Here is a 25,941-nt window from a genome sequence, read left to right on the forward strand (position 1 = left end):
AAGAAGGATCAAGTGTTTTTTATTAGGTTCAAAATATTATTTTGTTTTTTATTTATATACAATATATCTTTCTGTATAAAAAGATAAATAAATTATCGCTGTTACCAATAAACAGGATTTACTATAAATTCTCAACAAAAAACTATGCTATGAATAAACTTTACTTTTACTAAGTTACCACAAGCTAATTTCATCTAGATCCTGCTTTTACACTTCTTTACTTTGGAATACTAATTATATGCTATGAAAAGGGGAAATAAGAAAGGGGCAATAGCTCCTCGTATCTATAATATGAGTTTAAGTTTTCAAAAAGGTGAATTTTCAGGATTTTGAATTTCCATTCAAGCAGAAGAAGGCTGAAAATTTCCGGTCTTAAAATCAATGAAAATCAACTTGAACCCAAGTTAAAAGGGCCATTTTTTGGCCCGACAATTGAAAGGAATCACTACCACTATTCTGAAGCTTATTTAATCAAGGAATTAGAAAAATAAAAATTGTTGCAAAAAGAAAGGTTTGCTATAAATAAATCCCAAACATGATATTCAACTGTCCACCAATTGAATTTGATATCAAATTCATTTTTACGTGTTCAAATGGTTTTTTTTATAGTCAAAATCAAATTAAATGCCTGGCTTTTAGTAAACTTGAAAAATTAAGAAGTGATTATGAGATCACAATTACACCTTTTCAAAAAGGTCATTTTTAGGATTTGGACTGACGGGCTTGAAAGTAAGTTTTCCGGAGAGAATTCGTTTTTCTTAAGTACTCCTAGGCTTTCTGCATCTTCTGATTTTTTTGAAAAAGCCAAACTATTTATCCTATCAGTTTTTTTGTTAAGCATGATGCTTTTTGGAGTTGGAGAAGTGAGGGGGCAGTGTAGCAATACCATAACTTTTAACTCTGCTGGTAACGATACATGGACAGCTCCTGCCGGGGTAACTTCAATCACAGTAGAAATGTGGGGAGCTGGAGGGGCTGGAGGAGGTTCCAGAACTAATAATCGCCAAGGGGGAGGTGGAGGTGGAGGTGCCTTTCGCAGGGCGGTAAATGTTACTGTAGTCCCTGGAACCACTTATACAATTACCGTTGGTGCAGGTGGAGGTGGTTCAAATGGAGATGGAGAAGATGGTGGCACTTCTTCAGCAACTTTTGGGGCCACAACAATTACTGCAAATGGCGGAGCAGGGGGAACTAGAGCAAACGGGGGAAATGGAGATGGTGGTGCTGGAGGTACTGGAGGGACGTATAATGGCGGATCTGGTGCAGATGGAGCAAATAGTGGTAGCCGGGGAGGCGGTGGTTCATCTGCCGGTACTGGTGCAAATGGCACTAATGGATCTAATAGCAGTACTGCAGGAGGGGTTGCACCTACAGGTGGCGGAGATGGTGGAAATGGAGGGACTAATGGCGCAGGTGAATCCGGTACGGCACCTGGTGGCGGTGGCGGTGGTGGAGAAAGATCAGGAGGAAATAGGGCTGGAGGGGATGGAGCTCGAGGTGAGGTAAGAATATCATACAATATCGCACCTCCCAACGCTGGTTCCATCTCAGGGGCACAATCGATTTGCGAGGGAGGAGATCCTGCTGTTTTAACGAATACAGCAGCTGGAACTGGCACCTCCTACCGTTGGGAAAGAGCGGTAAGCCCTTTTACTAATTGGATTCCGATTGGTGGAGCTACCTCGGCCACGTATAATCCACCAGCTGGATTAACAGTCACCACTCAATATCGAAGGGTCTCAATTGCCACGGCTGGCTGTGAAACAGCCTCTACCCCAGTACAAATTACTGTAGAAAGTCCTCCTAATTCGGGTTCCATAGCTGGTACGCAAACCATCTGTAGTGGAGGAGATCCTGGAATTATTTCAAATAGTTCAGCAGGAAGCGGAGTTTCATATCGGTGGGAAAGTGCAGTAAGTCCTTTCACGACTTGGACCAATATTTCCGGGGCCACAGCAGCAAGTTATGATCCCCCTGCTGGCTTGACTTCTACAACCCAATTTAGAAGAGTTTCCATTAGTTCTGCTGGTTGTGAAAACCCAACTGTTCCAGTACAGCTAACTGTTGATCAACTTCCAACAGCCAATGCCGGTCCGGCCTTAGCTGGAATTTGTCAAGGGCAAACGACCCTGGCCATTGGTGGATCAGTTGGAGGCTCGGTTTCTGGAGGAATCTGGAGCGGAGGGGCCGGAACATGGAACAACCCCACAGATCCTGCAAATGCTACCTACACTGCCGGACTAACAGAAACAGGAACAATTACCTTAACCTTAACAACAGTTGGTGGAAGTTGTGGAGTAGCTACAGACACTAAAACGCTTACAATCACCACGAGCCCAACAGCTGACGCAGGAGGAACTTTAGTCGAGATTTGTGATGGGGATACCTCAGCTCCTATGGGAGGTAGCATAGGAGGTGCAGCCACCAGCGGTGTCTGGACCAATTTAAATGGAACAGGTACCTGGACCAATGCCAATAATCCTGCCACTGCTACCTACACTGCAGGACCTAATGATAGTGCTTTGGGCCTCATTACCTTACAACTTACAGCGAGCGGTGGATCTTGTAGCAATGTTGTAGTTACCAAAACCATACGAGTAAATTCGGGCAAAACTGTAACTCCTGTATCCACAGAAACCGTTTGCTTTTTTACTGGAAGCGTTAATCTTACCCATGCCACAACCGGAGTTACAGGAATCTCAGGAGATGGAGTAGACGGAGCCAATGGACTACCCGCTGGCGTGAGTGCTACTTTTAACTCGGCTACGGGACAAATTAGCATTATCGGTAATGCTACCGAGCTGGGAACCTTCAACTACAGCATAGAATTACTGGGCACTTGCGGAGTTGCCTCTGCGACGGGAACCATCATTGTGGAAGATTGTGGCTGTATCGCAACCCTTGATTATGCTACGAATCCATCAGGCACTTGGGTTGTTCCTAATGGAGTTACTGAGGTTATAGTCGAAGGCTGGGGAGGCGGAGGAAGAGGCGGTAGAAGAACCTCTGGAAGCTGGGCAGCTGCTGGGGGCGGAGGTGGAGGTTATTCCCGATCAATTCTTTCCGTAAATCCTGGAGATAGTTTTGGTTATGCTGTAGGAGCTGGCGGAAATGACTCAAATATCAATGGAGGAAGCACAACTTTTGGAGGAGGTTTACTCGCTAATGGAGGATCAGGTGTTGAGAATAGTACAAACGGTGGCGCTGGAGCTGCATTAGGTACAGGGAATGACGATTCCCGCCGTGGAGGAAATGGAGGTAATTCTAACAATTCAAATAGCGGAGGGGGTGGATCCTCCGGCTTTGCTAATTCTGATGGTAACAACGGTGGCGTGTTAACACCGGGCACAATTCCGGCCGGAAGTGACGGAGGAAATGGTGGACCTGGAATAAATACTTCAAATACTATAGGACAACCTGGGCAAGTTCCTGGTGGTGGTGGTGGTGGTGGATCTCCTCGGAATGGTACTACTTATTACACTGGCGGTGAAGGTGGTGCCGGTCGAATCAGAATTTCCTATACTTTAACAGCAGGTATTGTTAATGGCCCTCAATCCATCTGTATAGGAGGAAGCACCACCTTTACCTCTACCATGGCAGGTGGAGTCTGGTCATCAGCTGATCCTTCTATTGCCACAGTCAATCCCTCCACCGGAGTGATTACCGGAATAAGTGCAGGTGCAGCGACTATTCGCTATACCATAACGGGCTGTACCGTAGCCACCTCTTCCAGAACTATCTTTGTAAACTCGCCCATTAGTCCAGGTACCCTTAGTGGAAATCAGGACATCTGTATCGGAGGAGATACCCAGCTTTTATCTTCTACAGCCTTCGGTACCTGGTCTTCAGCAAATCCTTCCGTTGCCACAGTTTCAAGTACAGGCTTGGTGACAGGAGTTTCTGTGGGTACCGTGGATATTATTTACAGGCTTCCCGCCAGCGGAGGATGTCCTGCCCCAGAAACGAGTATCAGTATTAATGTCAGTTCACCACCAGATGCAGGAACCTTGAGTGGAATACAAGAAGTTTGTGAGGGTGGAACCCGCACTTTCTCTTCCACTATTTCTGGCGGTACTTGGTCATCCGGCAATCCAGCTGTTGCTACGATAGATCCATCGACTGGAATTGTAACTGGAATATCTGCAGGTTCCGCAATCCTTACTTATACTGTTTCTGGTTCAGGAGGCTGTCCGGATGATTTTGAAACTCGCTCAATTACTGTGACGGCATTAGCAGATGCAGGAACATTGAGTGGGGCTGATGAACTTTGTGTTAATGAAAGCAGCACTTTTAGCTCTACCACTCTAGGAGGAACTTGGTCTTCAAGCAACCCGGCTGTGGCTTCTATAAATAGCTCAACGGGTGTGGTAAACGCACTTTCCAGCGGTACTGCTACCATAAGCTATACGGTGGCAGGTTCAGGAAGCTGTACGGATGACACTGCTACCCGAAACATTACCATCAATCCACTTCCCAGCCCAAACTTTACCTCAGCGCCTACCGGTGTGGTATGTATTGGAGAAGAGGTAACCTATTCCACCCAATCAGGTCAATTTGACTACGATTGGCAGATCTCAGGAAGCGCCGGAACGGACTACACCATAACTTCCGGTGGAAGCAGTACGAATAATTCACTTACGCTAACTTGGTTAACTCAGGGTACAAAACAGGTATTCCTTCGCTATTCCAATTCCAGTGGCTGTCAAGCCGCTTCATTTATCAGTAGCCCCATTTCGGTCAGTCCTCTACCAACTCCAACCTTTATCGTTGAGCCATCCGGTGATTATTGTTTAAATGAGACGGTAACCTATACTACCCAATCTGGCCGTGCCAACTACACTTGGAATATTTCGGGAGTCCAAGGAACGGACTACACTATTGTCGCTGGTGAATCTACCACTAATACAATTTCTATTGCATGGTTGACCACAGGTTCAAAAACTGTCTCTGTAAATTATGACAACGCCAGCGGTTGTTCAGGAGTGGCTCCTGCTTCAAATTCAATTGATATTAATTCACTGCCAGTACCAACATTCACTGCGGCGCCTTCAGGTCCAGTTTGTATAGGCCAAGAAGTCACGTATACAACCCAGTCTAGCTCAGATATTTCAGATTATGACTGGACAATTTCCGGTGATGAAGGGGTAGATTATACCATCACAGCAGGTGGTAACGATGAAACAATCAGCATTATTTGGTTGACTGATGGGCAAAAAACCGTAACAGTAAATTATGAAAACTCAAGCGGTTGTGAAGGAGTTTCACCAGCGATTAGTACCATAAATCTAGATCCGCTCCCAGTTCCTACCTTCACTACTGAGCCATCAAATCCAGTTTGTATAGGAGATGAGGTGACATATACTACTGAGTCGGGTCAATCAAATTATATCTGGACAGTTACGGGGGTTTCAGGAACTGATTACAACATCACAGCTGGAAGTATAGGTACAAGTAGCAATACCGTCACAATAGAATGGTTAACCGATGGAGATAAAACTGTAACGGTTAATTATTCTAATGCAAACGGATGTACTAATTCAACCCCGGTTTCAAATACAATTAATCTTGACCCTCTTCCAGTACCTACCTTCACTTCTGAACCTTCAGATCCGGTTTGTATTGGAAGTGATGTCACTTACACTACAGAATCCGGGCAATCCAACTATATATGGACCGTTTCTGGTACAGTAGGGAATGATTACAATATTACCGCTGGAGGTATTGGTACTAGTAGCAATACGGTGACTATTCAGTGGTTAACTGATGGCACCAAAACCGTCACAGTAAATTATACCGATGCAAATGGATGTACAGGTATCTCGCCAGCTTCCAATACCATTAATTTGGATCCACTTCCCAATCCAAGCTTTACGGTGGAACCATCTAATCCGGTGTGTCTAAATGATGTGGTAACCTATACCACAGAGGTTGGTCAATTTGACTATGACTGGACAGTTCCAGGAGTGGAAGGTACTGATTACAACATCACCGGAGGAGGCATTGGTACAGGTAGCAATACCGTCACCATTGAATGGCTGACTCCTGGTGCGAAAACTGTGACGGTCAATTATACAGATGCAAATGGATGTTCAATAGCCAGCCCTGCTTCGAATACGATTGAAATAAGCACTCCCGTATCTATTGATCCTGTGATTGATCCAGGTCAGTTGGGTGATACTGAATGTTTTGGTGATGGATTTGACCCGATCACAATTACTGCTACAGGCTCAGCTTTAACTTTCCAATGGTATCGCAAACCTGATAATTCAGACATCAGTACTAATCCGGGTACTGCAGTATCTGGAGCTACTTCAGCTACCTTTACTCCTCCTTCCTCTCCTGAGGGTATTTCCTATTATTATGTGGTGGTATCAGGTATTTGTGGGGCCTCAGAAGCTTCCGAGCTTACAGGTGCATATATCGTTTCTCCATCAGGTACTTCCATTAATCTAGACCTAGACCCTACGGCTCCTGATGAAGAATTCTGTTTTGGAGCTGGTACTTTCTCTCAACTTGAAATAGCTGCCACTGGTGATGGTGGAATATCGGCCGACTACCAATGGTATCAAAATACAACTCCTAATAATACAGGGGGTATATTACTCACCGGAGAAACCAATTCTACTTTCACTCCTCCATCAGATGCAAGTCTAGCAGATGGATTACCTAGGTATTATTATGCAACTGCTACCAGCCCAAGCTGCGGTACAGTTACTTCTTCGGTTTCTGGGGCTTTCATAGTCAATCCATTAACGTCTATTGATTCAGAGAATCTGTCTAGCGCTACAATTTGTGAAGGTCAAGGTCCATTTAATTCTATTTCTGCTAGCGCTTCCGGAACTGGAACCTTGTCATACCAATGGTACAGCAATACCACTGGAATAATTGATACAGGAGTTGACACTCAGGTTGGAACCAACTCGGATACATTTTCACCTCCCTCAAATATCGCTGATGGTATTCCAAGATACTATTACGTCGTAGTCTCCAGTTCTGGAGGATGCGGACCGGATCAAACCTCCAGTATTTCAGGTGGCTTTGTGGTAAACGAATTGCCAATACCAACATTAACCCCTGCTCCCGTAGGTGAGGTTTGCGTAGGCACTTCAGTAACCTACTCGACTGAGTCAGGTCAATCTAATTATGTTTGGAATGTGGCAGGTGTAGCGGGAACTGATTACACCATCTCATCAGGGGGAATTGGAGCTACTGATCATACGGTAACCTTGACTTGGTTGACATCCGGAACCAAGAGTGTATCAATTAATTACAACAACTCAAACAATTGTGCAGCATCCACTGCAACTGTTAATTCTACAATTGTAAATGCGCTTCCGGTTCCGACCTTTACCACCGCTCCCCCTGCTCAAGTCTGTGTGGGAACCTCAGTGACCTATACTACCGAAACAGGTCAGTCCAATTATGTATGGACTATACCTGGAACTGCCGGAACAGATTATACTATCACGGCAGGTGGAATTAGTGCGACTAACAATTCGGTAACGCTAACTTGGCTAACTGATGGTACAAAAAACGTCTCGGTTAATTATACCAATGCTAACAATTGTACAGCTGCTACTGCAACAATTAATTCTACAGTCGTAAATGCTCTTCCTACACCAACTTTCATATCTCCTCCTCCTTCTGAGGTTTGCGTAGGCACTCCAGTAACCTATACAACTCAACCTGGTCAATCCAATTATATCTGGACAGTACCGGGAATCGCAGGAACTGACTACACCATTACATCAGGAGGAATTGGAACATCCAGTAATACGGTTACGCTTAGGTGGTTGACCGCTGGTACAAAAAACGTGACAGTTAATTACAGAAACTCGAATAATTGTTCAGCGCCAGCAGCAGTAGTCAATTCAACGATAGTTAACGCCCTGCCAGTACCAACATTCACTTCTGCACCTCCTAGTGAAGTTTGCGTGGGTGAATCAGTGACCTACACCACCCAGCCGGGTCAATCGAATTATATCTGGACGTTACCCGGTACTGCCGGAACTGATTATACGATTACAGGCGGAAGCGTTGCGACTACAAGCAATACGGTTACGCTTACTTGGTTAACAGCAGGCACAAAGAATGTATCTATCAATTATACCAATGCCACAAATTGTACGGCTGTAGCTGCGGTAGTAAATTCTACAATAGTCAATGCACTTCCAACTCCAACGTTCACTTCTTCCATACCTGCAGAAGTTTGTGTTGGAGCCACAGTGACTTATACTACCCAACCCGGTCAGGACAGTTACATTTGGACGGTACCTGGTACTGCCGGAACTGACTATACCATCACTGCTGGTGGAACTGGTCCTTTTGATAACTCAGCGACCCTAAGATGGCTGACAAATGGTACCAAAGTTGTCTCGGTAAATTATAGCAACTCGAATAATTGTACAGCAGTATCGGCCCTAACCAATACCATTGAAGTCAATCAACTCCCAGTTCCAACATTTACAGATGCTCCTACAACAGATATCTGCGTAGGAGCTCCGGTCACCTATACCACTCAACCTGGGCAAGTAAACTATATCTGGACAGTGCCTGGTACTTCTGGAATTGATTATACCATTACAGGTGGAGGAATAGGATCTACCAGCCATACTGTAACCCTAACGTGGTTAACTAGTGGTACAAAGAACGTATCTGTAAATTACAGCAATGCAGGCGGATGTACTGCAGTATCAGCAATTACTAATAGTACAGATATCAATGTAACGCCTGTGATCTCAAACATTACGGGAACCATAATCTGCAGTGGAGCTACCTTTAATGTATCCCCTCTAAATGTAACAAATGGTTCAGTTCCTACGGGCACAACCTACACTTGGACTGTATCTCCTAATGGAAATGTAACCGGAGAATCTGATGTGGTTACACCTCAAACCAGTATTTCACAACTCTTAAACAATACTTCTCTGGTGGATCAAACGGTGACCTATACTGTTACTCCTACCTCACCAGAGGGATGTGTTGGGAATACTTTCCAAGTTGATGTACTGGTACGGCCAATGCCAACGGTAAATGACCCAAGCGATCAGGATATCGGCTGTTCCGGCCAGTCTACTACAGCTGTGAATTTTACAGGAAATGGAGTTGCGGGAGTAGTCTATAATTGGACAAATAGTCATCCATCCATTGGATTGGCCGCATCCGGCACTGGAAATATTCCTTCATTTGTAACTCAAAATACGAGCGCTAGACCGATCACGGCAACCATTACTGTGACGCCAACAGTAAATGGTTGTCCAGGGCCATCACAATCATTCGCCATTACCGTTGATCCTACACCTATAATCACCTTACAGACGGATTATTGTGCCGTGGATGGAGCTGTACTTTTGGTAGCCAGTTCAAATGTAACAGGAACTACTTGGGAGTGGAGTACAGGTGAAACAACCCCATCTATTACTGTTAATATCGCTGGTTCCTATTCAGTGACAGCCACCTCTCCAGATGGTTGTACAAGTACAGCTTCCATAAGTATCGCAGAGGAATTAGTAGTAGATGGATCTTTCACCAACTTTGACCCTGTAAATCCTGGAGCTAGTTTCTTTACCGAATACAGACCAAAAACTGGGGAGTTTTTTATTCCACCTGCTAACGGAACAAACGTAACAGGCCTATACGATCAAAGCGTATATGCTGTAGATCAAAGCGCTTGGTACAATCCAACTACTCAAACAGGCTATCATCCTTCTTTTCATGGGAGAGACCATACAAACAATGCCACTGGCCCAAGAAACTTTTTGATGGTCAATGGTGGCGGACTTATAGGCAACCCTCAACGACAGCCTGTGGTATGGAGGCAAGAAGTTACTGTTGAGCAGTTTACGGAATACTATTTCTCCGCTTGGGCGATGAATTTAAATCCAGGGTCTCCAGCTAGACTACAATTTAAAATCAATGGACAATTAGTCGGTACTGTATTGGATTTAGATACTGCTCCAAAACCCGGTTCCGAAGCAGAGGTAAGCTTAGACAATTGGAGAGAATTTAGATCGAACCCGAGCTGGAGCTCAGGAACTGCTACGACAGCAATAATTGAAATTGTGAATTTGAACACAGCCCCCGGAGGTAATGATTTTGCATTGGATGATATATCCTTCGGTACCCTTTCTCCTTTCATTAGGTTAACCTCTGATCCAGGAACTGATGATAGTCAAGTCGTTTGTGAAGATTCACCAATTGTAGATATTGAGTACGCAGTTGGAGGAGGATTGGACGGGCCTATAGTTACTGGATTGCCAGTTGGTTTAACAGCAACTTGGAATGGAGTGAATTTGAGAATCAGTGGATCTCCTACAACACCTGGAGAATATACCTATGAGGCCTTTACTACTGGTTCATGTCAGCAAGTACGGGTAGAAGGCTTAATAATTGTGAGAGATGTCCCTGATGTAAGCACAATAGCCAGCGACCAAACTGTTTGTTACGGTGATACCCCTTCCTCTATTATCGGAAATGTTTATGCTCCTCAAGATCCTGGAGCTGTCATTACCTACCGATGGGAAATGAATACCAACATTTCTTCTCCAAACTGGGTAGATGTTCCAGGTAATCCATCAGGTGCCGATTTCGCACCTCCGGTATTAACCGAAACAACGCAATACAGAAGATATGCTATATCTACTGTAGGTGCTAATTTCTGTGAAGGACCTCCATCTGACCCGGTAACCATAACGCTTCAAAGTGAACCTGTCGCAGGAACAATAGCAGATGATCAAACCATATGTGAAGGAGAGGATCCTGAGGCCTTTACCAGCACTTCTGCTGGTTCAGGAGATGGAACCATCAGCTACATCTGGCAATTTAGAAATTCATCCAACCCAACATGGACACCTATTACAGGTGCAACGGGAGCTACTTATGATTCACCGGCTTTAACAGAAACAACAGAATTTCAAAGAATAACCGTTTCTACCTTGAATGGAGTAGCATGCATATCGAACCCTACAAGTACAGTAGTGGTAACTGTAATTCCAGAGAATACGGTAAATCCTGTAAATCCCGACCCTCCATTATGTTTGGATGTTCCTCAACCAGTTACTATAATTCATACCTCAACGGGAGCAACTGGCATCGCAAATGGAGGTGTCGCAGGAGCTAATGGATTACCGCTAGGGGTAAGTGCTGCATTTAATTCTGCAACTGGGGATATTACGATCTCGGGTACACCTACTGAAGTAGGAACCTTCAATTATAGTATTCCTCTGACTGGAGGCTGCGGTTCTGTCTATGCAACAGGAACAATTACTGTAGCTAACCCTACCTATCCTATAACAAGTATCGATGTAGACAACCCAGCTGTAGGCTCCTCTCCTCCTTATGTCTCCACATTTACGGTATATAGCCCAGAGCTTACACCTGGGGATTATGAGATTATCTATAGCACAAGCGGTACTAATGCGGTGACGGATCAAACGATTACTGTGACTGTCACCACTGCTGGTCAGTTTACATTCCAATCTCTCCCCTATTCGAATGAAGGAACCACTATCCTTACTTTAAATTCCATCCAAGGGGTTACTGATCAATGTCCATTCTCAGTACCCACCAACAACACAGTTCCTTTCGGAATAAACTGTAGCACAGAATTCTTGGAGGCAGATGGAGACGCCACTTTTACTGTCCCAACTGATGTTTTCCAGGTAACGATAGATCTCTTTGGAGATGGATTAGGAGGAACTACAGCCTCCCAAACAATGGCCGTTCAGCCTGGTGGGCAGATATATCTAGTTTTTGATGGAACTGATATCTTCGCTACAGAGATTCCTGACACAGAACCAGTCGGTGATCGATTAGCACAAGCAATTGTGAGTACTACAGGTCCGAATGGTAGAATAGTGATCACCTATGATTGTACCCCACCTCCTCCATGTTCGAGTTCTGGTGATGTTTACCAATACACGGATTCAGAAGGCTATACTATCATTCGATTTACTGGAAATTGTAACTGGACTGCACCGGATGGATTGGATGAATTTGAAATATTAGTCGTCGGTGGAGGCGGAGGTGGAGGCTTTGGCGACGCTGCTGGCGGAGGCGGAGGCGGAGCAGTCGTTTATCAGCAATACACTGGTATTTCTATGAATGGATCACCTGGTTTACAAGGGGCAGTATTCAATGTTTCTCCAGGAGGACAAGGTTTAGGTGCAACTAACGGGAATGAGCAGGGACAAAATGGAGGAGGTTCTGCATTTTCTGGTCCAGCCTTTGACTTTGCTGGTAGTAATACATTTACTGACCTAAGCGCAGCTGGCGGTGGAGGTGGTGGAACCTCAAGCTCTAATCAAAGCATTCGATCTGGTAGCGACGGCGGATCTGGTGGTGGTGGAGCCGCTTTCGGAACGGATACCTCTGGAGGAGGAATTGCAGATGCTTACGATGATGGAGAGGGAAATAATGGAGGAACTGCCTTCGGTCAAAGCTTCGGAGGTTCGGGTGCCGGTGGCGGGGGAGCTATCGCGAATGGGGTAGATGGATCGGGCGACGCTAACCTGATGATAGCTGGAACGGGTGGAAATGGAGAAATGCGAAGCATTTCCGGAGAAGATATTTATTATGGAGCTGGGGGTGGAGGTACATCAGCAGGTGCTACTGTTAACGAACCGGGAATGGGAGGCAGTACCTACACAGGTTCCGGCGGGGCAACATTCTATGCAGGAGGAAGAGGAAACAATACTGGTTTAGGCTTGCCTGCAACCACCTATGGTTCCGGTGGAGGTGCCGGAAGAACCGGAGGAAGCAACGGATTCCAAGGTGTAATCTATATCCGATATCCAAACTTCCGTATCCTCCCTGTCGAATTCGGCTATTTTAAAGCATTGTATAATTCTCCATTGCGATCAGGTGACTTATTTTGGGCTACTGCCAAAGAGTGGGAAAATGATCGATTTGACGTTGAGCGATCTATAAATAATGTGAAAACTTGGGAGAAAATCGGAGAGGTTAAGGGGGCTGGCTATTCCGATGGAACTATCGAATATGATTTCCGAGATTCAAAACTACCGTTAGCTGGTGGAAATATTTTCTATCGATTGAAACAAATTGACTTTGATGGAGAATCAACTTATAGCGATACTAAGTCTATTAAAGTAGAAGCACTACCCGGCACTACCAGTTGGAGAGTCTTCCCTAATCCAACTACAGGGGATCCGATCAATTTGGAAATGCTGGATACTGGAGCTTATAATGATGAAAAAATCACTGTCAGAGTAATTTCTTCTACTGGAGTTTTTGAAATTATAGAAGGTGATTCTACTATTGAACTTAGCATTCAACTTTCAGGCATTCTGAGAGACAAGGCTGCTGGTGTTTATACTATTGAAATAGCTTGGGGAGACAGGAAGGAATACCATAAGGTGGTTTTGAAGAGGTAGTTGGTAGTATTTTAATTATAAAAGCAATTCTCCAGTAGTCAATTTTTGAATCAAAGCACCTCGATTTCGCTCAGTACCCGATTAGTTTGTTTTAGAGAGAGGGAGTCCGGCTTGGCCGAATTTTATCCCTCATGTCAGTTAATTTAATTTCCGGTAACCGAACCAAGTCGAGGCCATATTTACCATTGTTAATTAACGGATTAACAATTTTTTATTTGACGAATTTTCTGACAAAAGGTTTTTATCCTAAAGGTTTACTTTAGGAAAGGCTAAAATTCATTTGCCTGAATTTCGTGCTTGGTTATTAATTATCAGGCTCCCTAGGAGTTTTTATAAAAAATAAGTACCAGCTTGTCCGCAGGTACGTACTTTGAATCCGGCTTATGCATTAGAATTAGTGATGTAGTCCTTACTCCTCATTATCCTCTCTTCGTTTTGGAATCTTCGGCTGACCTAATCCAACACTTCCTTTAAGACCACTGAAGGTAGCCTTCCACCAACCCCCCAAGATGAATTTGGATTTATCTCGCTCATAATAGACTCTTGAAATTACACGATTATTGAAAAGCTTCCTTGGGTTATTTCTTTTCGTAATAGTATTTGCCAAAAAGGTCAAAATTCCCAATTTCCCTGTACCTGGAAGCATACTCACAGAATCCAAAAATTGAATTTTCAAATCCTCATATCTGAAATTCATCTTGCCCCAAGCCTCATCTTCGTTGATTTTGAAATCCCATTTCCCATCAGTTACCCTTCCATCCACAATTTCGACAAATGCTCCGTTGGTAAGCATAGGATTTGCCAAGGTAAGATCAAATTCTCCCATAGTAATTTCCATTTCCATCGGGTATGGTGGCTCAAAGAAATATTCTGACCTGAGATTTACCTCGCCTTGCCCCATAATTTTTGTATCTGCATGTAGGATTGATTTCTTTAAAGGATAATCGGATCCTGTCTGAGTAAGAACAAAAGGAGAAATATTCATGTTTAAATCCTCAAATCGGATAAATCCTGGAGCCATTCCTCGCCTTGCAAATTCCTGATAAACGACCTCTCCATCTCTAAGAATTAAAGAGTCCAATTCCATATCAAATGGAGCGTTTCGCATCATTTCTTGAGGCATAGGCTTGATCACACCTTCCTTTACCGGAAGTCTTTTATCTCGAAATACATCCAGATCCACTCCATCCAACTCCAATTTCTTCGCCTTAATCTTTTTTGATTTGAAATAAGTATCGAAATCAATATCAAGGAATGAGACTTTTTTTACAGTTGCCTCTATTGCATCAGTTTGAAATCCTTTAGTTCGCATAAACTCATACCGGCCAATCGCTGGCCCAAAAAATATATTTTCCAGCGTAAGATCATTTTCAAAGAATTTGATTTTACCAATTATCATTTTGTTCAAGCTATCCTTGGTCATCAAACGGTAATTGGTCAGGGATAGACTTAAATCCTTCTCTAGCAGAAATTGTGGTCTCAGGTCCATACTCTGACCCATAAGGTTGAGATTCAAATCATTGATTTCAAAATCTAAATTAGAAAATGCCAACCTAGGTATTGGCCCAGTCTCTTTGTTGTGAAGTGTGACATTTCCACGCTGGATTAGAAGATCTTGGAGAATTATGGAGGAAACAAAAGCGTTTTCTTTTTGGAGATTCTGGATAGAATTACCTGTCTCCTTTTCCTCGGAATCCAGATACACGTTTATCACAGGTTCAGTCAACCTCACCCTTGATAAATCAAAAATACCGGTAGATTCAATGGTTGAAATGTTGTTATGTTTCACTCCCAACTGCTTGATTTTAGCGGAAAAAACAGGGACTCCTTGCTTTCCATTCGTATTGATTGGGGAGATTTCAAAATCAGAAAACACGGTTTCTTCCTCTTTATTATTCACTTCTAAGGAAGTGAATTTAAGGTTGTGAATACTATCAGGAAGTGCGAAAGAAAAGTTTTCGAGTTTTAAATCGATCTCCTCAAAAAGTCTCGAAAAATTCTCTTTGGAAGAGGTAGTTGAATCTAATCGAAGTCCACTTACTTCTAGATCAAAGTTTGTTTGGATCGATTGGACATCACTTTTTCCAGTTAAATAATTAATAGTCAGTTTTGAATCGAGGGCATCTATTTTCGCGATTCTGATCTCATCAATAGCCTGGGGTAAGGCCTTATTTGAAATACTCTTCTTTTTAGAAGTCTTTGCCCCAACTTCAAAATCCCTGTTAATTCCGAGCTCGATTTCGCTACCATTAACCGCCAGCCGATCCAAAATCAAGGTATTATCGAACAGAAATGATTGTAAATCTACCCCTCTGAAAGCGACCTGAGGTAGCTTCACCTCAAATGCGATTTTACTATCGATTTCCTTAGAAGGAAATAACCTTAGATTATCAATGAAAATAGTTTGGGACTTTGAATTATAATTCAGTTTATCAGTATCTACTTCATAATTCCCCCCAGCGACATTAAAAGAGTACTTCGCTAGACTTAGGTCTATTTCCTCAGAAAAGAAAGTTCTACCTTCTTCAACCGGGACTCCCCTTTCAATCAAAAACCCCTTTAGTTTTAAAGAGAGACTATCTTCAGACAATGAAATATCTTTTGATCCGGAAAAATTTTCATACTTGATTTGTCCATCACTGAAACTGACCGAATCTATCTGTATGTAAGAAAAATAAGAAGTCAGAAGTGTTTCAAATTCGTCGGCAGAATTCAGCTGTTCGGAAGTATTTGAACTGACCATTTTTTTTCGAAATCTTTTCAGTTCTGCTTTTGGGGAAGGAATCAATATCTCTCCCACGATTAGTTTTTCATCCCAAAATGCTGCCTGAAGATCTATCCCTTCAATTCTAAATTCCGGAATTTCCACATTAATCGCTACGGTTTTATTATAGGCATCCAAAGCATTCTGGACCGCATCCGGATTTTCGGGTTTCAATGAGAAGTCCTTGATTACCACCCGAGAATTTTTTGAATCTATAAAAATCTGTCCTGCCAGAAATTCATGCAAGTTATCTCTAAGCTTGAGGCGGTATTTATCCATACTGAGGACCATCTCCTCAGCCAGAAAAATATCCTGAATAGAAGTGGTCAGATTTGGTCTGATAAGCACTTTTTCCAAGAGTAAACTGAATCGCTCAAAGCCAATATCGTTGCTACGAACTCCTGCCTCATCGGTAAATTGGACCTCACCATTATTTAATTGAAGTTTTGCTATAGAAACTTCATCCATATAACCCTTCAGAAGTTCTGATGCTTTGCCATCCTTAAATGGTCTCTTTTCTTTCTGATTCAGTTCTTTAAATTCAACTTTTGGGGAATCAATGATCAGTTCATCCATTTCCAATTTGCCTTGATTGTAAAATTGCTTAAGGTTGGCATTGTTAAGCGCAAGTTTTGGAAGAGAGATTTGAATTATATTATCCGGATCTAAAGCCTCAAGAGACTCCACTCGAGGTTCAACTCGAACATTTTCAATGATTAATTCATCCTTAAAGGAAGATAAGGTGACACTTTCACCATAGATCACATGGATATCGTCAGAAAGATATAGACTTGCATCCTTGATCCTCATAGAAGCATCCTGACCATAAAAAAATTGATTTTTTTGCCTTTCTAAATCATTACCTAAATAAAACTTGATCATATTGAAATCAAGATCCTTGATCTCAATCCGATTCTTAAGTGAATCTTGAAAGTCTGAGGTTAAGAAACTTCCTCGGACTACAGAAAGCTCCTTGATCTCAATTGATTCCAAAATGCCTTCAATCAAATCATTCAAATTCCCGGAAGAAGTGCTATCCCTATCAGAAACAAGCCGACGTTCGACCTTGAAATTTGGATTAGCCAATACAATTTCGTCTATCAAAACCATTGAAGTCATAAAAGCGGTATTCAAATCCACGTTCCCTACCCTAAGGTCTTTCAGTGAAACATCGTAATAGGCTTTACTTTCCTTTGTTCGATCCGGTGAAAGTTGAAGTCCCTTTAGATCAATCTGATTATCTAAGGAACTGACTTTAACGCTGTTAGCCGAAACCGTATGCACTCCATCAGGAAGAGGGAAAGTGACATTTTCGAGATCAAATTCAAATCCTTTGGCATTGAAAGGTGTCTTCCAATCTTGCTGAGTGGCCCAGTTCACATCCTTAACGATCAATTTTGTATTCTCTGCCTTGAGAGAATTATCACTTAGAAAGTTCAAAAAGAAAAGATCTGCATGGACAATTTCAATCTCGTAAATATATACTCCTGCAAAACTTAATCGATCGATACTCTTTTTGATTTCAGCTTCTAAAGCTTTTACCCGTGATTCCTTTTGGGGCACAATTTCGGATTGATCATCAAAATTCTCCCGACCGGGCAAATCCAGACTAAGATTTGGATTATCAAGCTCAATCCTTCCGATGGAAAACACCCCTGATGAAAAACTATACCATAGCCCCTTAATCGCAAGTTGGTCCAAATAGAGATCAAAAAGTGCCTGATCTTGATTTTCCATTCTGGAATTCACGGGTTTTAGGATAATCCCATCCAAAAACAATCCTCTTCGAATGAGTGAAAAATTTACCCGGTTAAAATCAACCTCGTAAACACCTTTTGTGGATTCATTGATTTTTTGCCTTGTCCAATTGGAAAGTAAAAGGTTAGATCCAAAGTAAACCAAAAACTCAAGAAACAATATGACCAAGAAAATAATCATTAAGATTCTAACAATCTTCTTTCGAATCGGGTGTTTGAAATTCTTAATTCTATCCTTACTTTCCATCAAAGGCAATTTTTCAACTAAAATAGGGAATAAGCTTAATACTAAATGAAAAAAGCAGCACATAGGTGCTGCTTTTTAGCTGTAGGAGAAGGATTCGAACCTCCACGAAGTAGTTAGGCAATAGTTCGGTTGAATTATGCTTTATGCTAAAATCTTCACCCCCGAGACAGGAGGGCTTGTCTGCCAGTTTCAACATCCTACATTAGAGTAGTTGGCATTATGCCTTTTGCATAATTGAAGTTTAGAATCGATTTATTATTTCTCGCAATCGATTTAAATTTCATTAGGCCAAAATTAGAAATACCATTCGTTTAATAAAATTTTGGCAATAAATATTTTATTTTTTTACAGTTTAAATTTCAAAAACCCTTTTTTATTACATTATTTTTATTTTTGACTCAAATTTTTAGAATTAATTATGGATTCCCTAATTACATTTTATCAAAATCTTCTATTGCGATCTAGCTGTTTAATGAAATAACTTACAAGAACGAAAAGGGCATAAAAAAACCATGAAACAAAATTTCATGGTCTTAGTCAATTAACAATAAACCCAAAATAACCTGCTGTAGGAGAAGGATTCGAACCTCCACGAAGTAGTTAGGCAAATTTACGAGCTCGGTAAACGCTTTATCCCAGTAACCTCACCCCCGAGACAGGAGGGCTTGTCTGCCAGTTTCAACACCCTACAGTGTAGTGTAATTTCAATGTATTTTGGAATGCCAACCTTTTGTTGTGCCTTATTGATACATCAAATATAGAGGGAGCGTGTCTTTATTAAAAATATTTCAATAAAAATTCTGAAAATTTACAGTATTTTTAATGAAATCGATTGAAAAATAACGATTCAGTAATATTCTCTCTTTTATTACAGCTGAGATTAACAGATTTTCAATAAGACTTTTAATTTTTATCGAATCAATCGAAAATAGTGCGATTAAATATCATTAATTCAATACAAATGACTTTTTGTTACCAATTTCATAAGAAAAATAACTATTCATAAATCACATAGGATCTCCATTTATCTAGCACGTCCCCAAAATCTGGTGGAAGTGGCGCTTCGAAATAAAGCTTTTCTTTAGTAATAGGATGGATAAAGCCCAATGATTTAGCGTGAAGTGCTTGCCTTGGAATTAAGTCAAAACAGTTTTGAATAAAAGTTTTATACTTCGCATACTGTGTCCCTTTTCGGATTTTATCTCCGCCATACATGGCATCATTGAAAAGTGGGTGTCCTATGAACTTCATGTGCGCCCTAATCTGATGCGTTCTTCCTGTCTCCAAATTACATTGAACTAGCGTGACATACCTTAACCGCTCAATTACTTTCCAATGAGTCACAGCATGCTTCCCCCGACTTCCATCTACAAATACATCCATCACTTTACGATCCTTGGCGCTTCTGCCCACATTTCCGGTTATGGTTCCCGATTCACCTTCCGGCTCACCCCAAACAAGAGCTAAATAAGTTCGGTCAATGGTATGATGAAAAAATTGTGCAGCCAAATGAGTCATAGCTTCCTCCGATTTGGCTATTACAAGCAAACCAGAGGTATCCTTGTCAATTCGATGGACTAGACCGGGTCTTCCCACATTGCCTTTCATTTCAGGCAAATTTTGAAAGTGGTAAACCAGCCCATTCACAAGTGTTCCGGTCCAATTACCCTGAGCAGGGTGAACGACCATCCCGGCGGGCTTATTTACTACCATCAGATACTGATCTTCGAAAATGATATCTAGTTCTATATCCTCAGCTAGGACTTCAGTTTCCCGTCTAGGTTTTTCAAATAAAACCCGGATATCATCCCCTGGTTTGATCTTATAACTCCCTTTAGTGTTTTTCCCATTTACCTGGATAGAACCTGCATCAATTGCCAACTGCACCCGATTTCTGGTCGCCAAAGCAACCTTCTCAGTCAAAAATTTATCAATCCGGATTGGCGATTGGCCCTTGTCCACAAGAAAACGGTAGTGCTCATATAATTCTAATTCGTCCTCTTCGATTTCGTCGTCGGGTAGCATGCTCATGCTGCAAAAATAAGATTATTAACTTTAAGAAACTTTTCCATTTAGGGCTTTCATGCTACAATCTCTTCCAGTCATTAATCAACCGCTAGATCATCCACTTCTGGATGAAAAAGGAATTGAATTGGCGATCAAGCGCCTAGACTTGGTTCATCCTGAACTTTCGGGAAATAAATTCTTTAAACTAAAATACAATCTGGAAAAAGCGGCTCTCGATGGATTTGAAAAAGTTTTGACCTTTGGAGGAGCTTTTTCAAATCATATTTATGCCTCAGCAGCAGGTGCAAAAGCTCAAAATTTATCGGCAATTGGAATAATTAGAGGCGAACGGATTGATCCTCTGAATGCTACACTTTCCTATGCGGAATCTCTTGGTATGGATCTTCATTTTGTAGATCGGGCCATTTATAGACTGAAAAAAGAGCCTTCTTTCATCAAAAGCCTTTCTGAAAAATTCGGGGCATTTTACCTTATTCCAGAAGGAGGAACCAACGGACTCGCCATTAAAGGGACAGCTGAAATTCTTCAACCCGATGATAAAAAATACTCTCACATTGCTACTTCTATTGGAACTGGAGGAACATTTGCCGGTATCTATACTTCATTAGTATCATCTCAAAAGCTGCTTGGATTTTCGGCTTTAAAAGGGGACTTCATTCGAAAGGAAATTGATGATTTACTAAAAGACTTTGAGCTCAGTGGATTGGGATCTTTCGAAATTTTTTCTCAATTCCATTTTGGAGGATACGCGAAATACGACCAACAGCTAATCGAATTTATTTGGTGGTTTTACGAATCCTTTGGAATTATTCTAGATCCAATCTATACGGGGAAGATGCTTTCTGGAATATGGCAACTGATCGATCAGGATTATTTTCCAAAGGGATCAAAAATTCTTGTGATTCACAGTGGAGGACTTCAGGGAAATATCGGATTTACGGAACGTACTGGAATCAAACTCCCGTCTCTTTCAGCGTAAAAAAGTCATCCGCCTCTTGAGGGTGAATCTGAAGTACATTTGCTAAAACAAGTCGCACAAGAGTTTTTGAAGCAATGAATTTTGGAAGCTTTGCAAGCTTTGCATATTCTTTTAAGGTAATCTTTCCAGTATTTTCCAGAGCTTTCATAAGCAACTCTTCTTTCCAGCTGTATGTAAAAACGGTATCTCTTTGATTTTTCCCTCTACGCAGCACCTCCCAAACTTCTCGGCTTGCCTGAATACTTCGATCCGCAACACGAATAAAGGCTTGCTTTCGTTCTTTTTCTTTCAAATAGTGCGGCCTTTCACTACTTATAGGGATTTTAAACACTGCCACTCCCTTTTTCTCAGACAATTTAATGGAAGATACCTCGTATTCTAAAGCCGGAAAAATCAATTCCTGAATTGCTTTTTCCATTACAAAAATCTCCTCTTCGATAAATCGCTGACCACTTACCGTGCCGTCATCATCTACTCCAATCAACAAATTTCCACCTGAAGTATTGGCTAAAGCAATCACTTCCCGAACAATTTTTTCCGGATGCGCTGCTTTTTTCTTGAATTCAATCTTCAATCCCTCTCCTTTCGAAGCGAGTATCCTAATTTCCTGTAAGGTCATGGTCTAGTGGTTTATGAACAGGAAAGCCTTTTACTTGTTTACTCCTTGATTCAATTGTTCCAATCGGGATTTTTGAGCTTGCCACTCATCTCGTAGTCTCGCAGCTTCCATGAAATTGAGCTCTTTCGCAGCTTTCTCCATTTGCTTCTGAGTCTGTTGGATCAATTTTTCCAACTTATCCTTGCTCAAATACTGCACTACCGGATCTGCAGCCATATTTGCCTCACCAGGCATCGGCTCTGCATAAAATTTCGCATTTTTCTTAGAATCTGCCACTTTCGTCTGACCCATAATTTTATCACGGGATTTCAAAATTGTGGTAGGTGTGATTCCATGCTCGGTGTTGTACTCGATCTGAAGTGCTCTTCTTCGCTTTGTTTCATCGATAGCCAATTGCATCGATGCAGTAATCTTATCAGCATACATGATCACTCGCCCTTCAGAATTTCGGGCGGCTCTACCGATCGTCTGTACCAAGCTTCGCTCATTCCGAAGAAAACCTTCCTTATCTGCATCCAAAATCGCCACTAAAGAAACCTCAGGGAGATCCAATCCTTCACGCAATAAATTGACTCCGACTAATACATCAAATACCCCCAGTCTCAATTCACGAAGGATTTCTACTCGATCCAGCGTCTTGACTTCAGAGTGAATGTAGCGGGATTTCACGCCAGCGCGTTCCAAGAATTTTTGCAATTCCTCTGCCATCCGCTTGGTAAGCGTAGTCACCAGCACACGAGCATCTGTTTTGATGGTTTGATCGATTTCTTCTAACAAATCATCAATTTGATTTTGACTTGCACGCACCTCAATAGTTGGATCCAAAAGTCCTGTAGGGCGGATAATCTGTTCTACCACTTCTCCTTCAGTAAGCGCCAACTCATAATCGGCTGGCGTCGCTGATACGTAAACGACCTGATTAGCCAAAGTCTCAAACTCATCAAATTTCAATGGTCGATTGTCCAAAGCTGACGGAAGTCTGAATCCAAAGTCCACAAGGTTCACTTTTCGAGAACGGTCTCCTCCCCACATCGCCCGTACCTGAGGTATAGTCACATGACTTTCGTCTATGACCAATAAAAAATCATCTGGAAAATAATCCATCAGACAGAAAGGGCGCATCCCTGGTTCACGCCGATCAAAATACCTCGAGTAATTTTCTACCCCTGAGCAATAGCCCAGTTCCCGGATCATCTCCAAGTCAAACTCGGTCCGCTCCTGAAGTCGCTTGGCCTCCAAAAATTTCCCCTCCTTTTCGAAGAAATTCACCTGGGCTACCATATCATCCTGAATCTCTTTGATCGCGGTATTAATGGTGTCCCTCCCAGTTACGAAAAGGTTGGCAGGAAAAATAGAAATAATTTTTTCATCATTTAATTTTTTCCCTGTCGCTGGATCAAACCGCTGAATTGCTTCAATCTCATCCCCCCAAAAGAAAATCCGATATCCCCAATCCGCATAGGCCACGAAAATATCCACCGTATCCCCCTTTACCCGAAAAGTCCCATGCGTCAATTCTTGCTGAGTACGACTGTAGAGGATATCTACCAGTTTGAAAAGCAATTGATTTCTGGGAATTCGGTCGCCTTCCTGTAAACGGATCACATTCTTGGCAAACTCCTCCGGATTACCAATACCATAGATACAGGAAACTGAAGCAACCACAATCACATCTCTGCGACCAGTAAGTAAGGCTGAAGAAGCACTGAGGCGAAGCTTTTCAATCTCTTCATTGATAGAAAGGTCTTTTTCTATATAAGTACCCGAACTTGGGATAAAGGCCTCTGGCTGGTAGTAATCGTAATAGGAAATGAAATATTCGACTGCATTCTCCGGGAAAAATTGCTTGAACTCCCCGTAAAGCTGTGCAGCAAGAGTTTTATTATGACTTAGAATGAGGGTTGGCTTCTGAACTTGCTGGATCACATTTGCGATGGTGAAAGTCTTCCCAGAACCGGTAACTCCCAGCAAAACCTGAGCTTGCTCCCCATCATTAACTCCCTCGACCAATTTCTGGATCGCTTTGGGTTGATCGCCTGTAGGCTTATAATCTGATGTAAGTTTAAATTCCATGGGATAGCTTGAAGATACCCAACACCATTCCCCTATGCAAAAGTTTGCTTTCGGGTAAGATTTACGAAGTAGTCAATCGATACTTGCCGATATTATAATAGAGGTAATTGGTTCGTAAAATCAGAATCAATAGGATCGGCATCAGGCTCGGATGGAAAGATTGCCAGACCAAAATCCAAAATACCACTGCTGCATCTGCCATGATCAGTGCAAAAAGAAGGTACTTTCTTACCCATGGTGCAAGGGTCTTTGACCAAAGTCCTTTGATTAAAACCAAATGACCAGGAAATGCCCATAGAATATTCCAGTTCCACTTAGTAGCGCTATGCTCTGTAGCAAACCAAAGTAATGTGACTACAATTCCCAAAAATCCCAAAAGGCCAAAAAAGGCCAAATCGAAGCCAATAAATAGTTTTTTCTTCTTAAAGCCTATGAAAGTAATCGCTGTGAAGATGATAGCTACTAGCCAAAAAACCCAATAAGGATTAAAAGCACCCATTGATTTTTCTTTTTTCGGAAATTCCATGATGACCAAAGTCTCCTTCACTAAAGGTCTGATAGGACCATCTCCCTGAATTTCTGCTCGTGCAAAAGATTCAAACATGTAGTCAGGAAGAAACTGCTCTTCAAGCGGCTTCGCATCTACATCAATCACGGCGCCAAGAGCCAAATCAATTCCCAAATCAGCCCAAGGCAAGGTATAGACATACTCATCGATCAGGTTTCGAAATGTCTTTTCATCGGATTCTTTCACCTCATCCCTCCAGACTAGCTTGTCTCCCAAGACCAAGTCCAAGGCATCCCGTATCCGTGTGGCACAGTTGTCATAGAAAAAGTCATAGCGGTAGTAGCGACGATCCGGCTGGTAATTCGTCTGAAGAAACTCGAGCATATATTCGGTCTGCTCTACGTTCAGATCCAGGATTTGCTCCTTAATGCCTCTTCCCTGTCTATCATATTCGGAGACAAAAGATGCAAAGGTGCTGACCGAAAGCATGTAATCGAGCTTGCCTGAAGCAAACTTGCCGTAGAAGTTAGGAGTGTCAAAATCAAAAGTGCCATAGTTGAAGACATAGTCCGTGCGATTCAGCTTATCCAAGACCCGTATGGCCGAGTGACCAAAGGCAGAATAGAGCTCATCCCCCGGATCTGCGGTCAATAAACTGATTTGATAGGCCTGACCCATCACTTGCCCTAAGGAGCTGAAGGTCAGTATAAAAAAAATAATTAAGCTTTTAATTTGTTTATTCATTTTTTTACTAACTTAAAACTCTTTTTAAACTACTTTTAGATGAAAACAAGGGTCAAAACGTTGTCCCAATTTTTAATTTTTCGATGCCGAATATACAGTATATTCTTGGCAGTTATAGAGATTTGCCTTTTCAGAATAAGCGTCTCCGCCCAAGAAATCAATGCTTATAAAACAATTAGCTCAGGTATCTATTCGAATCCAACCATTTGGCAAGTATTTGATGGATTCGCTTGGGTACCCGCTCTCACTAAACCGTCAAATGCCAATGACATTTACATTGATCAAACACACCTGGTAACTCTCACCGCCAATGAGCAAGCAAAAAGCGTTTTCATAAATGCAGAAGCAGGTGCCAATCAAAAATTAAACCTTGCTGGATTTGCTTTGGAGATTTATGGATCACTAAATTCTTTTTCTGGTGCTGCTCCAGGTTTACCCTCGGGAACTTGGAACAGCCAGAATTGGATAGGGAATTCCATTGGAAGCAGATTGATTTTTAAAGGGAACTCAAGAACGATTATTAGAAAGAATCATTGGAGTGGATTCACTATTAACAGTAGATACAGTGTGATATTTGATCCTGATGAAGGTCAAGAATTAGTAATAGAGGAACCATTCAAGGCAGTTCAATTTATTGTAAGGTCGGGAACAGTAATTCAAAAATTAGACACCTCAGTTATTCCTGCAATATGCGCATCCCTTTCATTTAATAATGAAACAACAATTTATGGAGTTGGTCCTTTTGGAACACTTACCGTCGAAAGCGGAGGGACTTTCGTCTCACAATGTAATTTGGGAATCCTGTTTAGATCTGCTACAGTCAGTGCCGGC

General features: G+C 42.1%; 7 protein-coding genes and 1 pseudogene. 3 read left to right on the forward strand and 5 right to left on the reverse strand.

Going from position 1 to position 25,941, the window contains the following annotated elements:
* Positions 1-665: 665 nt before the first annotated feature.
* Positions 666-13,391 (forward strand): PKD-like domain-containing protein, encoded by a 12,726-nt coding sequence (locus P8O16_RS12645; protein ID WP_300315450.1) that lies wholly within the window; start codon positions 666-668, stop codon positions 13,389-13,391.
* A gap of 409 nt (positions 13,392-13,800) precedes the next feature.
* Here P8O16_RS12645 and P8O16_RS12650 read toward each other — a convergent pair whose 3' ends face one another.
* Both P8O16_RS12650 and P8O16_RS12655 read right to left on the reverse strand, forming a co-directional pair.
* Positions 13,801-18,159, reverse strand: a complete 4,359-nt coding sequence (locus tag P8O16_RS12650) for a hypothetical protein (RefSeq protein ID WP_300315452.1) — start codon at positions 18,157-18,159, stop codon at positions 13,801-13,803.
* 996 nt (positions 18,160-19,155) lie between these two features.
* Positions 19,156-20,190: an RluA family pseudouridine synthase gene (locus tag P8O16_RS12655; protein ID WP_300315454.1), complete on the reverse strand. Its 1,035-nt coding sequence runs from the start codon at positions 20,188-20,190 to the stop codon at positions 19,156-19,158.
* Positions 20,191-20,242: 52 nt separating this feature from the next.
* On the opposite strand from P8O16_RS12655, the gene P8O16_RS12660 reads away from it, so the two are divergent.
* Positions 20,243-21,166, forward strand: a complete 924-nt coding sequence (locus tag P8O16_RS12660; protein ID WP_300315456.1) for a 1-aminocyclopropane-1-carboxylate deaminase/D-cysteine desulfhydrase — start codon at positions 20,243-20,245, stop codon at positions 21,164-21,166.
* Here P8O16_RS12660 and P8O16_RS12665 read toward each other — a convergent pair.
* From P8O16_RS12665 to P8O16_RS12675, 3 genes are all read right to left on the reverse strand, one after another.
* Positions 21,141-21,785 (reverse strand): helix-turn-helix domain-containing protein, encoded by a 645-nt coding sequence (locus P8O16_RS12665; protein ID WP_300315458.1) that lies wholly within the window; start codon positions 21,783-21,785, stop codon positions 21,141-21,143. The two genes, P8O16_RS12660 and P8O16_RS12665, sit on opposite strands and share 26 nt — an antisense overlap.
* A 30-nt stretch (positions 21,786-21,815) precedes the next feature.
* Positions 21,816-23,858, reverse strand: coding sequence for an excinuclease ABC subunit UvrB (uvrB, locus tag P8O16_RS12670; RefSeq protein ID WP_300315460.1), 2,043 nt, complete (start codon positions 23,856-23,858; stop codon positions 21,816-21,818).
* Between the two features lie 61 nt (positions 23,859-23,919).
* Complete coding sequence (locus tag P8O16_RS12675) at positions 23,920-25,110, reverse strand: DUF4105 domain-containing protein (RefSeq protein ID WP_300315462.1); 1,191 nt, start codon at positions 25,108-25,110, stop codon at positions 23,920-23,922.
* A 105-nt stretch (positions 25,111-25,215) separates the two neighbouring features.
* Between P8O16_RS12675 and P8O16_RS12680 the strand changes: the two are divergent.
* Positions 25,216-25,941: pseudogene (locus tag P8O16_RS12680) on the forward strand (T9SS C-terminal target domain-containing protein); the annotation flags it as partial.

This window comes from Algoriphagus sp., assembly GCF_029254265.1.
GTDB lineage: Bacteria > Bacteroidota > Bacteroidia > Cytophagales > Cyclobacteriaceae > Algoriphagus.

What these genes read in the sequence shown, in the direction of transcription:
- P8O16_RS12660 (WP_300315456.1), top strand. Translation starts at nt 20,243, where the DNA reads ATGCTACAATCTCTTCCAGTCATTAATCAACCGCTAGATCATCCACTT.
- uvrB (WP_300315460.1), bottom strand. Translation starts at nt 23,858, where the DNA reads ATGGAATTTAAACTTACATCAGATTATAAGCCTACAGGCGATCAACCC.
- P8O16_RS12655 (WP_300315454.1), bottom strand. Translation starts at nt 20,190, where the DNA reads ATGAGCATGCTACCCGACGACGAAATCGAAGAGGACGAATTAGAATTA.
- P8O16_RS12675 (WP_300315462.1), bottom strand. Translation starts at nt 25,110, where the DNA reads ATGAATAAACAAATTAAAAGCTTAATTATTTTTTTTATACTGACCTTC.
- P8O16_RS12665 (WP_300315458.1), bottom strand. Translation starts at nt 21,785, where the DNA reads ATGACCTTACAGGAAATTAGGATACTCGCTTCGAAAGGAGAGGGATTG.
- P8O16_RS12645 (WP_300315450.1), top strand. Translation starts at nt 666, where the DNA reads ATGAGATCACAATTACACCTTTTCAAAAAGGTCATTTTTAGGATTTGG.
- P8O16_RS12650 (WP_300315452.1), bottom strand. Translation starts at nt 18,159, where the DNA reads ATGGAAAGTAAGGATAGAATTAAGAATTTCAAACACCCGATTCGAAAG.